The 14,375-nt window shown below is 73.5% G+C and carries 13 protein-coding genes; 2 read left to right on the top strand and 11 right to left on the bottom strand.

Annotation, left to right across the window (positions count from 1 at the left end):
* Positions 1-107 precede the first annotated feature (107 nt).
* Entirely contained in the window at positions 108-902 is a 795-nt protein-coding gene (locus ABLE53_RS19295) for an HAD family hydrolase (RefSeq protein ID WP_348860765.1), read from the top strand.
* Between the two features lie 292 nt (positions 903-1,194).
* Here the strand turns inward: ABLE53_RS19295 and ABLE53_RS19290 are convergent, their stop codons facing one another.
* Entirely contained in the window at positions 1,195-1,917 is a 723-nt protein-coding gene (locus ABLE53_RS19290) for a Fic family protein (protein WP_348860764.1), read from the bottom strand.
* A gap of 36 nt (positions 1,918-1,953) precedes the next feature.
* On the opposite strand from ABLE53_RS19290, the gene ABLE53_RS19285 reads away from it, so the two are divergent.
* Complete coding sequence (locus tag ABLE53_RS19285) at positions 1,954-2,862, top strand: class I SAM-dependent methyltransferase (protein WP_348860763.1); 909 nt, start codon at positions 1,954-1,956, stop codon at positions 2,860-2,862.
* On the opposite strand, the gene ABLE53_RS19280 is transcribed toward ABLE53_RS19285, so the two are convergent.
* The 10 genes from ABLE53_RS19280 to ABLE53_RS19235 form a co-directional block, all read right to left on the bottom strand.
* The gene (locus ABLE53_RS19280; RefSeq protein WP_348860762.1) at positions 2,859-3,650 is read right to left on the bottom strand and encodes an SDR family oxidoreductase; all 792 of its coding nucleotides are present in this window, start codon (positions 3,648-3,650) and stop codon (positions 2,859-2,861) included. The genes ABLE53_RS19285 and ABLE53_RS19280 overlap by 4 nt on opposite strands.
* A gap of 36 nt (positions 3,651-3,686) precedes the next feature.
* Positions 3,687-4,154, bottom strand: a complete 468-nt coding sequence (locus ABLE53_RS19275; RefSeq protein WP_348860761.1) for a DUF1360 domain-containing protein — start codon at positions 4,152-4,154, stop codon at positions 3,687-3,689.
* A gap of 54 nt (positions 4,155-4,208) precedes the next feature.
* Entirely contained in the window at positions 4,209-4,622 is a 414-nt protein-coding gene (locus tag ABLE53_RS19270; RefSeq protein WP_348860760.1) for a globin domain-containing protein, read from the bottom strand.
* 68 nt (positions 4,623-4,690) lie between these two features.
* Positions 4,691-5,371: a sirohydrochlorin chelatase gene (locus ABLE53_RS19265; protein ID WP_348860759.1), complete on the bottom strand. Its 681-nt coding sequence runs from the start codon at positions 5,369-5,371 to the stop codon at positions 4,691-4,693.
* A complete protein-coding gene (locus ABLE53_RS19260; RefSeq protein ID WP_348860758.1) occupies positions 5,368-6,483 on the bottom strand; it encodes a uroporphyrinogen-III synthase in 1,116 nt (371 codons plus the stop codon). The genes ABLE53_RS19265 and ABLE53_RS19260 overlap by 4 nt, the downstream gene beginning before the upstream one ends.
* Positions 6,480-6,827, bottom strand: coding sequence for a nitrite reductase small subunit NirD (nirD, locus tag ABLE53_RS19255; protein ID WP_348860757.1), 348 nt, complete (start codon positions 6,825-6,827; stop codon positions 6,480-6,482). The genes ABLE53_RS19260 and nirD overlap by 4 nt, the downstream gene beginning before the upstream one ends.
* Positions 6,824-9,376, bottom strand: coding sequence for a nitrite reductase large subunit NirB (gene nirB, locus ABLE53_RS19250; protein ID WP_348860926.1), 2,553 nt, complete (start codon positions 9,374-9,376; stop codon positions 6,824-6,826). Before nirB ends, nirD begins: the two co-directional genes overlap by 4 nt.
* On the bottom strand, positions 9,376-10,803 hold the full coding sequence (locus ABLE53_RS19245) for an FAD-dependent oxidoreductase (protein WP_348860756.1): 1,428 nt from the start codon (positions 10,801-10,803) through the stop codon (positions 9,376-9,378). The genes nirB and ABLE53_RS19245 overlap by 1 nt, the downstream gene beginning before the upstream one ends.
* Entirely contained in the window at positions 10,800-12,845 is a 2,046-nt protein-coding gene (locus tag ABLE53_RS19240; protein ID WP_348860755.1) for a molybdopterin oxidoreductase family protein, read from the bottom strand. Before ABLE53_RS19240 ends, ABLE53_RS19245 begins: the two co-directional genes overlap by 4 nt.
* Positions 12,832-14,325 (bottom strand): MFS transporter, encoded by a 1,494-nt coding sequence (locus tag ABLE53_RS19235; protein WP_348860754.1) that lies wholly within the window; start codon positions 14,323-14,325, stop codon positions 12,832-12,834. Before ABLE53_RS19235 ends, ABLE53_RS19240 begins: the two co-directional genes overlap by 14 nt.
* Positions 14,326-14,375 lie beyond the last annotated feature (50 nt).

The raw sequence follows: 14,375 nt of genomic DNA, 5'->3' as shown, positions 1-14,375 counted from the left end.
GACGGTCCTACCCGGCCGTCGAACCCGCTGTGGACAGCGAGTGAACTCATGCCGGCTGTGGACGGAAACCGGCCCGACCCGGTGGACGGTCCTCTTACGATGGAGCCATGGCCAGGACCGCGGCGTTCTTCGATCTGGACAAGACGATCATCGCCAAGTCCAGCACCCTGGCCTTCTCCAAGCCGTTCCAGGCGGGCGGCCTGATCTCGCGCAAGGCGCTGCTCCGGTCGGTCTACACGCAGTTCGTCTACGTCGTCGGCGGCGCCGACCACGACCAGATGGAGAAGATGCGGAAGTTCATGTCCGAGCTCGTCACCGGCTGGGACGTCGCGACGGTGCGCGAGATCGTGGCCGACACGCTGCACAACGTCGTCGACCCGCTGGTGTACGACGAGGCGGTGCAGCTCATCGAGGAGCACCGGGCCGAGGGCCACGACATCGTGATCGTCTCCGCGTCGGGCACGGAGGTGGTCGAGCCGATCGGCGAGATGCTCGGCGCCGACCACGTGGTCGCGACGAGGATGGACGTCGAGGACGGGAAGTACACCGGCCGCATCGCCCTCTACGCGTACGCCGAGGAGAAGGCCAACGCGGTGCGCGAGCTGGCCGAGCGCAACGGGTACGAGCTGGACGAGTGCTACGCCTACTCCGACTCGATGACCGACCTGCACATGCTGGAGGAGGTCGGCCACCCCTTCGCGGTCAACCCCGACAAGGAGCTGCGCCGGGTGGCGAAGGAGCGCGGCTGGCCGGTGCTCGTCTTCACCAAGCCGGTCGCGCTGCGCAGCCGGGTGCCGCTTCCACCGGCCGGGCCCACCCTCGCGGCGCTCGCCGTCGGCAGCGCGGCGGTCCTCGGCGGAGTGCTCTGGGCGGGTGCGCGCCGCCGCAAGATCGGGGCGTGACCCGGCCCACCGACGCCCGTCGCGGCGCGTCGCAGACGACACGCCGAGGACCCTTGAAGGGTCGCGCAAACCGGCGTACAAACGGACTCAGACAAGTTCAAACGTGCACGTGAGCGGGGCACCCACGCGGTGATCCACCCATCCGATGGGGTGCTGACCAGCGGGGAGACATCCCGCGGCAGCAATTCGACATTGCACGCCTGGTAACCCCGGCTTCACGTGTTCCGCGGTGGCATCCGGATCCGATCGAGGACCGGGTGCCACCAGCATGTCGGGCCCCGGACGGCCCGGCTCACGAGGAGCGCAGGGGCGACGCCTCCGCTCCGGCGGCGTACGCCTCGGCGGCATAGAGCAGCCAGGACTGCAGGCCGGCCCTGCCGCCGGACGCGTAGCCGCGCAGGTTCGACTCGTACGCCGGCCGCAGCGCGAGGTGCCCGGCCTCGGGTACGACGAGCGACTTCTCGTCCACGCCGCGCGCGACGATCACGAGCCGCTCGGCGGCACGGGCCACGATGCCGTTGTGCGACGCGAACGGCGCGACGGTCGCCAGGTCGGCGTGGACGAGCGCGGCGACCACCAGCGCCGGCACCCGCGTCGGCGCGAGCAGGAGGTCCGAGAGCCCCTTCAGCCGGCCCGCGGCCTCCTCCCCCCGCGGCCGGCCGAGCTCCTCCCCGCCCACCGAGCCCGCCGCCGCCAGCGCGTGGAGCCGCGCGAACGCCTGCAGCGGCGCCTGCCGCAGCGTCGGCACCAGCGAGAGCAGCTCCGTCGAGAGGCGTACGGCGTCCCGCGCGACCGCGTCCCCGCCCGACTCGCGTACCTCCTCGAGCGTCGAGGCCGACCCCTCCAGCACCGCCGACGCGTGCGCGCCGCGGAGCAGCGACTCGGCCGTCGACTCCGGCGACGTTCGCCGCAGGCCGCGGTCGCGCAGCATCACGTCGATGCCGTCCCGGGCCGCCGCGAACGCCGACACGACCCCCTCGAGCGACACCAACCAGGCCAGTGGATCGTCGGTCACGGGAAGAACCCTATGTAACGGGTACCCTGCCAACTAATGACCGCCCAGCCCGATCCCGACCGCGGGGCCACCCCGGATCCGGCGCGCTCCTTCGGCCGCGTCGCGGACGCCTATGACCGCGGCCGGCCGAGCTATCCGCGGGATGCGGTCGAGTGGCTCGTCGGGACCGAGCCGGTCTCCGTCCTCGAGCTCGGCGCAGGCACCGGCAAGCTGACCGAGCTCCTGGTCTCGCTGGGCCACGACGTCTTCGCGACCGACCCCGACGACGCGATGCTCGACGTCCTCTCGGCCAAGCTCCCCGACGTCCGCGCCACCGTCGGCACCGCCGAGCAGATCCCCGCCGGCGACGGGCTGTACGACGTCGTGGTCGCCGCCCAGGCGTTCCACTGGTTCGACGCCGAGAAGGCGCTGCCCGAGATCGTCCGGGTCCTGCGCCCCGGAGGCCGGCTCGCCCTGCTCTGGAACGAGCGCGACGAGCGGATCCCGTGGGTCCGCAAGCTCACCGCCCTGATCGGCAACCAGTCGCACGGCGAGGACCCGACCCGCGCGATCGACGACTCAGCGCTCTTCAGCGCGGTCGACACCGCGGAGTACCGGCACTGGCAGACCATCGACCGCGACTCCGTCCAGGATCTGGTCCTCTCCCGCTCCACCATCGCGGCCCTCCCGGAGGAGCGGCGCGAGGCGAAGCGCCGGGAGGTCCTGGCGTTCTACGACGACTACGGCCGCGGCATGGACGGCATGCAGCTGCCCTACACCTGCCGGTGCTTCCGCGCCGCCGTCCTGCCGCACGCCCAGACCAAGCGCACCGTCGAGATCGCCGAGCCCGGCGCGGACCCGCTCGCCCCGCTCTACCGCCCGACCGACACGGCCGACCGGCTGCCGCGGGTGATGACCTCCGAGGACGACCCCGGCTCGGAGATGATCCTCATCGACTTCCGCTAGCCGACCTCGCGCCACCGGTTGGTGCGCTGGTCGTGGCCGTGCGCGGCCATCAGCATCAGACCGCCGTCGACGGCGTACGACGACCCGGTGACGTACGCCGCCCGCGGCGAGGCGAGGAAGCCGATCACCTGCGCCACCTCGGTGACGTGGCCGGGCCGGCCGACCGGGTTGCCCGGCCGCTCCTGGTGGTAGGCCTCCGCCTCGTCCATCCCGGTCATCTCGGTGGCGATCTCGCCCGGGGCGACGCTGTTGACGGTGATGCCGTGCTCACCCAGCTCGAGCGCCATCACCTTGGTGAGCATGCCGAGGCCGGCCTTCGCCGAGCAGTACGCCGAGGAGCCCATCCGCGGGACGTGCTCGTGGACGCTCGTGACGTTGACGATCCGGCCGCCGCGCCCGGCGTCGACCATCCGCTGCGCCGCGCGCTGCGCACAGAGGAACGGCCCGTCGAGGTCGGTCGCCAGCACCTGCCGCCATCGGTCGTAGGAGAGGTCGAGCGCCAGGTCGGTGTGGCCGGTGCCGGCGACGTTCACGAGCACGCCGAGCCCCCCGAGCCGCTCCACGAGACGGTCGACGACGTCGCCGGCGTTCTCCGACGCGGCGTCGAACGCCTCCACGAACGCGCTCTGCCCGCGGTCCTGGACCGCCTTCACCGTCCCCTCGAGGGCGTCGACGTCGTGGTGGCAGGTCAGGCCGACGTCGTACCCCTCGGAGGCGAGCAGCTCGGCCGTCGCCGCCCCGATGCCGGAGTCGCTGCCGGTGACGATCGCGAGGCGTGGGTAGGTCATCGCTCCTCCTTCGTCGCTCTCGCGTCGCGGTACCCGTCAGTCGGTCCGCACGTGCGCGTAGGCGTGCTGCAGAAAGTCCGAGCCGCCGACGACGGAGAAGACCGCCGCCCAGGCGCGGGTCACCCTGGGAGCGAGGGCCAGCCCGGCGACGTACGCCGTCGCGATCCACGGCGCCAGGCAGAACGGGCAGGTGATGAGCTCGCCGACGACGTGCCGGGCGGGCTCCGGCCGTGGCGACTCGGCCACCTCCGCCGAGCCGGTGTTCTCCTCGAACTCGGTGAACGGCGCGCGCAGCGGCGTCGTCACCCCGTCCTTCGACATCAGCCGGGCGAACTTGTGCGTCGCGATGGCGCCGAGGGCGAGATCCGGGAGGGCGTACGCCGCCGGCAGGTCGCGCCCCGTGACGCGGCCCAGCGCGGCGGCGCCCGCGACGGCGGTGCCGAAGACGGACATCGCGCTGAGGTAGCCGGCGATCCGGTAGTGCTCGTGCGGGCTGTCGGGCATGGCGACCCGGTACCCGTCGGGCCGCCGGCCACTAGTCGGGCCGGTCCGACCGGCTCAGGCGACGCCCTCGGCCTCGGCGGCGCCGGCCTGCATCAGCCCGGCGACCGCACCGAGCGCCTCGGTCCACTGCGCGGTCATCTCGGGGGTCCATGCGTCGCCGCCGAGCTCCTCCATGGCGGCGATCATGCACTGGGCGACGGCGTCGTACATCGGCGCCGTCACGCCCCAGCCGGCGTGCCTGCGGCCGAGCGCACCGAGGGTGTCGCCGAGCCAGACGGCGTCGTCGAGGTGGTCGAGCACGGCGACGATCGCCTCGCGCAGCATCGCCGTCTGTGGCCGGATGTCGGTGGAGAACATCGGCCTGACCTCGGGATACCGGGTGAAGAGGATCTCGTAGAAGCGCGGAGTCAGCGCGTGCTCCTGGCCGTCCACCAGGAGGAGGCTCTCGGTGAGGATGTCCTTGTCCATGGATCCACGCAACCGCGCCGGTGTTTCACCCGCCGCCGTCGGCGGCCCCAGGTGCCGTGAACTTGTCCTCACGTCCTCACGGCGTCCACCGGCAGCAGCTGCCGCGCCCGCTCGGCGACCAGCTCCACGACGCTCGGATGCGGGCCGAGGACCTCGGCGACGACCTCCGCCCCGGCGGAGAGCGCGAGCCGCCGCGCCCGGGTGGCGAAGAAGCCGGGCGCCAGCAGGTAGGGCGCGACCGCGTCGCCGGGGCGTACGACGTCGAGCACGTCCGGGCCGAGCCCGGCGAGCGTGGCGACCCGCACCGGCGCACCCCACAGGCCGGTGAGCAGGTCGGCGGCGGCCCACAGGTCGTCGGTGGCGGCGGGGTCGCGGGAGCCGGCGGCGACCATGACGACCGGTCGGCCGGGCTCCGCGCCCGCCCGTCGCAGCCGGTCGGCCTGGGCGGCAGCGAGCAGCGTGTCCGGCCCCAGCGGGCCGGCGAGGGTGACCGGGCCGGCCGCCTGCTCGACGGCGGCCGGCAGGTCGACGCGGACGTGGTAGCCGGTGGACAGCAGCAGGGGTACGACGGCGGTCTCCTCCTCCGCGCCGCCGCGCAGCACGTCGGCGAGGAGCGGCTCGCACAGCTCGACGTACGACGCCACGGCGGGCAGCCCGAGGCGTACGCCGGCGGCGCGGGTGAGCGCCGCGGCGATGACGTTGCCCTCGGCCGTGCGGGTCCCGTGGGCGACGGTGACGAGACGGGTCACTGGGCCACCGCCAGCCGGTAGCCGCGCTTGACGACCGTCTGCACGGCCTTGGTGCCGAGCGCCGAGCGGAGCCTGGCCACGGCCATCTCGACCGCGTGCTCGGAGCCGGCGGTGCCGGACGGCAGCTGCGCCAGCAGGGCGCGGCGGGAGACGACGTTGCCGGGGTTGGCGACGAGGGCCGCGAGCACCGCGGCGGGCGCCGGCGACAGCCTCACCTCCAGCCCGTCGAGGAGGACGTCCTCGCCGTGCAGGAGCAGCTGGTGACCGCCGGCGAGCTCGATGGTCAGCCCGGCCCGGCGCGAGGGCAGCTCGGTCTCGAGCTGCTTGACCATCGCGACCAGCCGCGACCTCTCCGGGAACAGGGTCGGCACGCCCCACATCTCGAACGCGGCCGCGGTCACAGGCCCGACGCACGACGCGACCACCTCGGCCTGGAAGGCGGTGATGACGTCCTCGCGCCGCCCGACCGAGCCGGCGACCTCCATCAGCGCGGCGACGGCGGGCGCGGAGGTGAAGGTGACCGCGTCGAGGCGGCGGTCGGCGACCTGGTCGACGAGGCGGAACATCGGCTCCGGGTCGTCGGCCGCCTCGACCCGGTAGACGGTCACCGTGGTGACCTCCGCTCCCTGCCGCCGCAGCGCGTGGGCGACCATCGAGAGCGACTGCCCGTGCTCCTGGACGACGATCCGCTTCCCGGTCAGGTCCCGGCCGCGCAGGTGCTCGAGGACGTCGTCGAACTCCTCCGAGGCCGGCGCCCACAGCTCCCGCAGCCCGCGCCCGCGCAGCGCGCCGACGGACTTGGGACCGCGCGCCAGGATCTCCGCCCGGCCGAGCGTCTCGAGCAGCCGGTCGAGCAGGCCCCACGCCTCGGCGGCGTCGAACCACGCCCGGGTCCCGATGCCGGTGGTGGCGAGGAACATGTCGACCTTCTGCGCCAGCACCGACTCCGTGGCCGCCCGCAGCTCCGCCGCGTCGACCCGGTTGGGGTCGACCGAGAGGGCCGGCGCCCACTCGACCTCGGCGCCGCGCCGCTGGAGCAGCGCGATCTGCTCCTCGGCCCGCCGGGTCGCGGTGACCCCGATGCGGAACCCCTCGAGCGGCCGGTCGGTCACTGCCTCGCTCCTCCCACCTGCACGGTGCCGTCGACGACCCGGACGTCGTACGTCGGCACCCGGACCGCCGCATCGTCGAGGCACTGTCCGGTCCGCAGGCCGAACGCCTGCTTGTGGATCGGGCTCGCCACGAACGGCTCCCCGGCACGGGTGCCGACGATCCCGCGGGCGAGCACCGATGCGTGTGAGAAGGGATCGTAGTTGGACAGCGCGAACACCTCACCGTCGTACGTCCTGAAGACGGCGACCGCCTCGCCGCCGACCAGGGCGGCGACGCCGGTCTCGGGCTCGATGTCGTCGACGCGGCACACCGCGACGTACGTCGAGGTGCGGCTCCCGCTCATCGGGGCTCTCCCACCGGGATGGTGGCGCCCAGCTCGACCGGTCCCAGCGAGACCGGGCCGTCGTGCACCTCGGGCACGATCTGGCCCCGGGTGACGCCGAAGTCGATGTTGGGGTCGGGGGTCTCGGGGGCGTTGACGAAGGAGACGAACCGGGCCAGCTTGTCCGGGTCCTCCAGGGTGGCCCGCCACTCGTCGAAGTAGCCCGCGACGTGCTTCGCCATCGCCGCCTCCAGCTCGCTGCCGAGGCCGAGGACGTCGTCGACGACGACCTCGCGGACCCGGTCGAGCCCGCCCTCGAGCGAGTCGATCCAGGCGGCGGTGCGCTGCAGCCGGTCGGCGGTGCGGATGTAGTACATGAGGTAGCGGTCGAGGTAGCGCACGACCTCCTCGGTGGTGAGGTCGCCGGCCAGCAGCCGGGCGTGGGCCGGCACGGCACCGCCGTTGCCGCCGACGTACAGGTTCCAGCCCTTCTCGGTCGCGATGATCCCGAAGTCCTTGGCCCGCGCCTCCGCGCACTCGCGCGCGCACCCGGAGACGCCGCCCTTCAGCTTGTGCGGGCTGCGCAGGCCGCGGTAGCGCAGCTCGAGCAGGATCGCGAGTCCCACGGAGTCCTGCACGCCGTACCGGCACCAGGTCGACCCCACGCACGACTTCACCGTGCGCAGCGCCTTGCCGTAGGCGTGCCCGGACTCGAAGCCGGCGTCGACCAGCCGCCTCCAGATGGCCGGCAGCTGCTCCATCCGGGCACCGAACAGGTCGATCCGCTGGCCGCCGGTGATCTTGGTGTAGAGCCCGAAGTCGCGGGCCACCTCGCCGATCACGATCAGCTTCTCGGGGGTGATCTCCCCACCGGGGATCCGCGGCACCACCGAGTAGGTGCCGTTGCGCTGGATGTTGGCGAGGTAGGCGTCGTTGGTGTCCTGGAGCGCCCGGTTGCCGCGCTCGAGGACGTGGTGGTTGACCTGGCTCGCCAGGATGCTCGCGACCGCGGGCTTGCAGACGTCGCAGCCCCGGCCGGTGCCGTGCGCCTCGACGATCTCGTCGAAGGAGCGATAGCCGTGGATGAGCACGACGTCGAAGAGCTCGGCCCGCGTCATCGCGAAGTGCTCGCACAGGCTCTTGTCGACGCTCTTCCCCTGGGCGGCGAACCAGTCCTCGACGATCTTCTTCACCTGGGGCTTGCACGAGCCGCAGGTCGTGCCGGCCCTCGTCTCCTTCGAGACAGCGGCGACGTCCTCGCAGCCACCCTCGGCGGCCGCCTCGATCTCGCCCTTGGCGACGTCGTTGCACGAGCAGACCTGCGCCTCGGCCGGCAGGCTCATCCCGGCCCCGCTCGAGACCGGCAGGATGAGCTCCTCGGGGTTGTCGGGGAGCGGCAGGCCCGAGGTGGCCATGGGGCGCAGGACGCCGTACGCCGACGCGTCGCCGACCAGGACGCCGCCGAGCAGCCTGGTGCCGTCCTCGCTGATCACCAGCTTCTTGTAGATGCCGGCGACCGCGTCGGAGTAGACCAGCTCGAGGCAGTCGGGCGTGGTGGCGTGGGCGTCGCCGAACGAGGCGACGTCGACGCCCAGCAGCTTGAGCTTGGTGGACATGTCGGCGCCGGTGAACGCCCCGGCACCGCCCAGGAGCGCGTCGACGACGACCTCGGCCATCGCGTAGCCCGGCGCCACCAGGCCGTACATCCTCCCGGCCGGGGCCGCGCACTCCCCGATCGCCCACACGTGCGGGTCGGAGCTGCGGCACCGCTCGTCGACGAGCACCCCGCCACGCTCGGCGAGCTCGAGGCCCGCGCCGCGGGCGAGCGCGTCGCGCGGCCGGATGCCTGCGGAGAAGACGACGACCTCGGCCGGGATCTCGTCCTCGTCCTTCAGGGCGAGGCCCTCGACCCGGGTGGTGCCGAGGATCCGCTCGGTCATGGCGCCGGTGTGGACGGTGAGCCCGAGGCCCTCGATGTGCCGTCCGAGGGTGCGGCCGCCGGCCTCGTCGACCTGGACGGCCATGAGCCGCGGAGCGAGCTCGACGACGTGGGTCTCGAGGCCGAGCTGGTGGAGCGCGTTGGCCGCCTCGAGGCCGAGCAGCCCGCCGCCGATGACGGCGCCGACGCGGGCGGTGGCGGCGGCCTCGCGGATCGCCTCGAGGTCCTCGATCGTCCGGTAGACGAAGCAGCCGGGCAGGTCGTGGCCCGGCACCGGCGGCACGAACGGCGCCGCGCCCGTGGCGAGCACGAGCTCGTCGTAGTGCACGGCCTCGCCGTCGGACAGGAGGACCGCGCGGGTCTCCGGGTCGAGGCCGTCGACGCTCGTCCCGAGGACGAGCCGCACGCGGGGGTCGTCGTACTCGCCCTCGGGGAGGAAGGACAGCTCGTCGGCGCCGACCTCGAAGAACGACGTCAGCGCGACCCGGTCGTACGCCGGCCGTGGCTCCTCGCCCACGACGACGATGTCGTGGGTCTCGGTGAGGCCGCGCTCGATCGCAGCGGTCACGAAGCGGTGGCCGACCATGCCGTGGCCGACGACCACGATCTGTCTGCGCAGATGGGGTGCCATCACTGTCGGGTTCCTTCCAAGGGGGTGCTACGGGTGGTGAGCAGCTGGCGGACGGTCGCTGCGCAGCCGCCGCAGCCGGTGGTGGCACGGGTGCTCTCGACGGCGTCGGCGAGCGAGGTGCAGGCGCGGACCCGGCCGGCGGTGACGCCGGCGCAGTGGCACACCTCGGTGTCGTCGCCGACGACCGGTGTGGGTGCGCCGGCGGGCGGCATCAGCAGCTGGCCGGGCTCGCGCGGGCCGAGGACGGTGCCGCGGTCGAAGGCCTGGGTGATGACGCCGATCCGGGACAGGTCGCCGACCAGGGAGCCGGCGACGATGACGCCGTCGCGTACGACGAGCCGGCGGTGGCTGCCGCGCACCGGGTTGGTCACCTCGACGCTCTCGCCCTCGGCGCGGTGCGGGTCGCCGAGGACGGCGACGTCGAGGTCGGTCGCGCGCAGCCGGGCGACCAGCCGGGTGCCGCGGTAGGTCGCGTCCTCGCCGGCCAGCCGGGCGGCCAGGACCTCGGCCTGCTCCCAGGCCGGCGCCACGAAGCCCGTGACGCGGTCATCATGCTGGGCGCAGTCGCCGACGGCGTACACGTGCGGGTCGTCGACGCTCGCCAGCCGGTCGTCGACGACGAGTCCGCGGCGCACCGTGAGCCCGGCGCGCCGGGCGAGGTTGGCGCTCGGCCGGCCGCCGGCGGCGAGGACGACGAGGTCGGTGTCGAGGGTGTAGCCGTTGTCGAGCCGGAGTCCGTCGCCGGTCAGCCGGACCGCCCGGGCTCCGGTGTAGACCTGCGTCCCGAGCTTTCGGAGCGAGCGGGCGAGCACCTGGCCGGCACCGGCGGCCAGCTGGGCGGGCATCACGTGCTCCGCCCCCTCGACGATCTCGGTGGCGAGGCCGCGGATCGCCAGCGCCCGGGCGACCTGCAGACCGAGCAGCCCGCCGCCGACGACGACTGCGCGCCGCTCGGTGGTCGAGCCCGTGGCGTCGGTCGAGCCGGCCGAGACGGCATCGAGGAGCCGGGCGCAGTCGTCGAGGCTGCGGAAGGCGTGGACGCGTGGGTCGAGGGTGCCGTCGACGCGGACCAGCCCGCGGACGGGCGGGAGGGTCGGGATCGAGCCGGTGGCGAGGACGAGGTCGTCGTACGCCACCTCGCTGCGGTCGGCCAGCTCGACGGTCCGCCGGTCGCGGTGGACGTCGACGACGCGGGTGCCGAGCCGGAGGTCGACGCCGTGCTCGGCGTACCACTCCCGCGTGCGCAGCGTCAGCGCGCCGGGGCGGTGGGTGCCCTCGAGGACGGCGGAGAGCAGGATCCGGTTGTACGGCGCGTGCCGTTCCTCGCCGAGGACCGTTACGCTCCCGCCGAGCCCGGCGGCCACCAGCCCCTCGACCAGCCGGTTCGCGGCCATCCCGCCGCCGACGACCACGATCCGCCCGGTCATGCGGTCACCTGTGCCGCGCAGACCTTGAACTCCGGCATCCGCGACCAGGGGTCGAGGGCGTCGTTGGTGAGCCGGTTGGCGCCGACCCAGTGGAACGGCACGAAGACCGTGTCCGGGCGGATCGTGGTCACCACGCGTGCCGGCGCCTTCATCTCACCGCGGCGGGTGGTGACGACGACCGGCTCGCCGTCGGCGGCGCCGATGCGGTCGGCGAGCATCGGGTGCAGCTCGACGTACGGACCCCCGTCGGGGAGCTCGCCGATCCGCCGGGTCTGCGCGCCGGACTGGTACTGCGCGAGGACGCGTCCCGTCGTCAGGTGGAGGGGGTACGCCGCCGTCGGCTCCTCCGCCGGACCCGTGTGCTCGACGTCGACGAAGCGGGCGCGGCCGTCGGGCGTCGGGAAGCGGTCGGCGAACAGCCGCGGCGTGCCCGGCGAGCCCTCCGGGCAGGGCCAGAACACGCCGTCCTCGGCCCGGATCCGGTCGTAGGTGATGCCGCTGTAGTCGGCCCGGCCGCCGCGCGAGGCCGCGCGCAGCTCCTCGAAGACCTCCTCCGGGTCGGTCGGCCACGTCGAGGCGGCGCCGAGCCGCTCGGCGAGGCCCGCGATCACCTCGAGGTCGCTGCGTACGCCGTCGGGCGGCGCGACGGCCTGCTGCCGCAGGATCACCCGGCCCTCGAGGTTGGTCATGGTGCCCGACTCCTCGGCCCACTGCGTGACGGGGAGCACGACGTCGGCGAGCGCCGCGGTCTCGCTCATGACGAGGTCGGCGACGACCAGCAGGTCGAGCGCGGCGAGCCGCTCGGCGACGTGGAGCGCGTTGGGCGCGGAGACGACGATGTTGGAGCCGAAGACGAGCAGGCTCCGCGGCCCGTCGTCGGTGCCGAGCGCGGAGAGCAGCTCGTACGCCGACCGGCCCTTCCCGGGCAGGCTGCCCGGCTCGACGTCCCACACCTGCGCGACGTGCGCGCGGGCCTCGGGGTCGTCGATCATCCGGTAGCCGGGCAGCTGGTCGGCCTTCTGGCCGTGCTCGCGGCCGCCCTGGCCGTTGCCCTGGCCGGTGAGGCAGCCGTAGCCGGCGTACTCCCGGCCCGGCATGCCCAGCGCCAGCGCCACGTTGATCCACGCCAGCACGGTCGCCGTCCCGGTCGCGTGCTGCTCGGCACCGCGGGCGGTCAGGACCGTCACCCGCTCCGCCCCGGCGAGCAGCGCGGCGACCTCGCGGAGGACCGGGGCCTCCACCCCGGTGACCCGCTCGACCCGCTCGGGCCACCACGACGCCACCCGGCGGCGTACGTCGTCGAAGCCGGTGGTGCGGGTCGCGACGTACTCCTCGTCGACGGCACCGGCGGCGTCCAGCAGGTGGAGCACCCCGAGGGCGAGCGCGAGGTCGCCGCCCGGGACGGGCTGCACGAACAGGTCGGCGCGCTCCGCCGTCGCGGTCAGCCGTGGGTCGACGACGACCACCGTCCCGCCGCGTTCGCGGAGCCGGTCGAGGTGCCGGGCCGCAGGCGGCATCGTCTCGGCGAGGTTGGAGCCGACCAGGACGAGGACGTCGGTCCGCTCGATGTCGGCGAGCGGGAACGGCAGCCCCCGGTCGATCCCGAACGCCTGGTTGCCGGCGCTCGCCGCCGACGACATGCACCAGCGGCCGTTGTAGTCGATCTGGCTCGTGCCGAGCGCGACCCGGGCGAGCTTGCCGAGCTGGTAGGCCTTCTCGTTGGTGAGCCCCCCACCCCCGAACACCGCGTTGGCGTCGGCGCCGTGCTCCTCCCGCAGCGCGGCCAGCCGGCCGGCCACCAGGTCGAGCGCCTCGTCCCAGCCCACTGCCGTCAGCTCGCCGGTCCTGCGGTCGCGTACGAGCGGCGTCGTCAGCCGCTCCCGGGACCCGCGCAGCCCGGCCGCCGTCCAGCCCTTCCGGCACAGCGCGCCCTCGTTGACCGGGAAGGGCCGTGCCGCGACCTCCAGCCGGCGACCCACCCGCTGGAGGGTCATCCCGCACTGGAGGCTGCAGTACGGACAGTGGGTCTCAGATCCGGACATCCGCCAGCTCCGTCGCCCGCGCCTGCCGCCGGCGCAGGTAGAACGCCCAGCACACGACCGCGCACAGCGCGTAGTAGGCGACGAACGCGACCAGAGCTCCCTTGGTGGCCGACAGCGGGTCGTCGACCCACGGCGAGCTGAAGGCGATCGGGATCAGGAACCCGCCGAGGGCGCCCATCGCGCCGACGATGCCGAGCGCCGCGGAGGACTGCGTGGTCGCGGTCGCGAGCGCGGCGTCCCGCTCAGGCGTGCCCGGTGTGGTGGCCAGCTCGGCGTCGCGCTTGAAGATCGCCGGGATCATCTTGTACGCCGACCCGTTGCCCACCCCGGTCGCCGCGAAGATCAGCAGGAAGAAGGCGAGGAACGCCGGGAACCACGCCTGGTTGTCGCTGGCGATCCCGGGGTCGGAGGTCGGGTTCGGGGTCAGCTGCGCGAGCGTCCACACCACGGCGAGCGTGAACACGATGATCCCGAGGATCGAGCCGAGCGTGACCCGCGCGCCGCCGTACCTGTCCGCCAGCCAGCCGCCGAGCGGCCGGGTCAGCGACCCGATGCCCGCACCGAGGAAGGCGAAGTACGCGAAGTAGATCCCGGTCCCGAGCGGAGCCGGCTCCGGCACCCAGAAGTTGAGCTTGATGAGCAGCGGCATCGCCGAGCTGTAGCCCATGAACGACCCGAACGTGCCGATGTAGATCACCGACATGACCCAGGTGTGCTTGTTGCGGACGACGGCGAGCTGCTCGCGCGCGGAGGAGCGGGCGGTTCCCAGGTTGTCCATCCAGCGGTACGCCGCCACGGTCGCCACGACGCACAGCGCGCCGTACACGTACGCCGCCCGCTCCAGGTGGATCCCCGACGACGACGCCTTCACCAGCCCGAAGACGCCTGCCCCGCCGACGATCACCGGCAGCAGGAACTGGATCAGCGAGACGCCCAGGTTGCCGCCCGCCGCGTTGAGGCCGAGCGCCGTGCCCTTCCGGGCCGCGGGGTAGAAGAAGTTGATGTTGGTCATCGACGAGGCGAAGTTGCCGCCACCGAGCCCGGCGAACGCGGCGATGACGCAGAAGACCCAGTACGGCGTCCCGCTGTGGGTGACGGCGATCGCGTAGCCGGCGGTCGGCACCAGCAGCGCACCGGCCGAGAGCATCGTCCAGTTGCGGCCGCCGAACCGCGGCACCGCGAACGTGTACGGCAGTCGCAGCAGCGCGCCCACCAGGCTCGGTATCGCGACCAGGAAGAAGAGCTGCTGGGGCGTGAAGTCGAACCCGACCGACGTCAGCAGCGCCGAGCTGACGCTCCAGATCATCCAGACCGAGAACCCGAGGTGCTCGGCGAAGATCGACCAGACCAGGTTGCGCCGGGCGACCCGGGACCCGGTGCTCTCCCAGAACACCGGGTCCTCGGGTCGCCAGTCGTCGATCCAGCGGCCGGTCCTGCGGCTCGCGGCCGCTGCGGGCCGTGTCGTGGACGGAGTGCTCATGACACCGATGCTCGGCAGCGGCTGTCACACCCTCGCAGCGTCGGCGTTCG

Source organism: Nocardioides asiaticus, from assembly GCF_040049175.1.
Lineage (GTDB): Bacteria > Actinomycetota > Actinomycetes > Propionibacteriales > Nocardioidaceae > Nocardioides > Nocardioides cheoyonin.
Note: the sequence above shows the minus strand (reverse complement) of the source record. Positions and strands in the feature narration are given on the sequence as shown.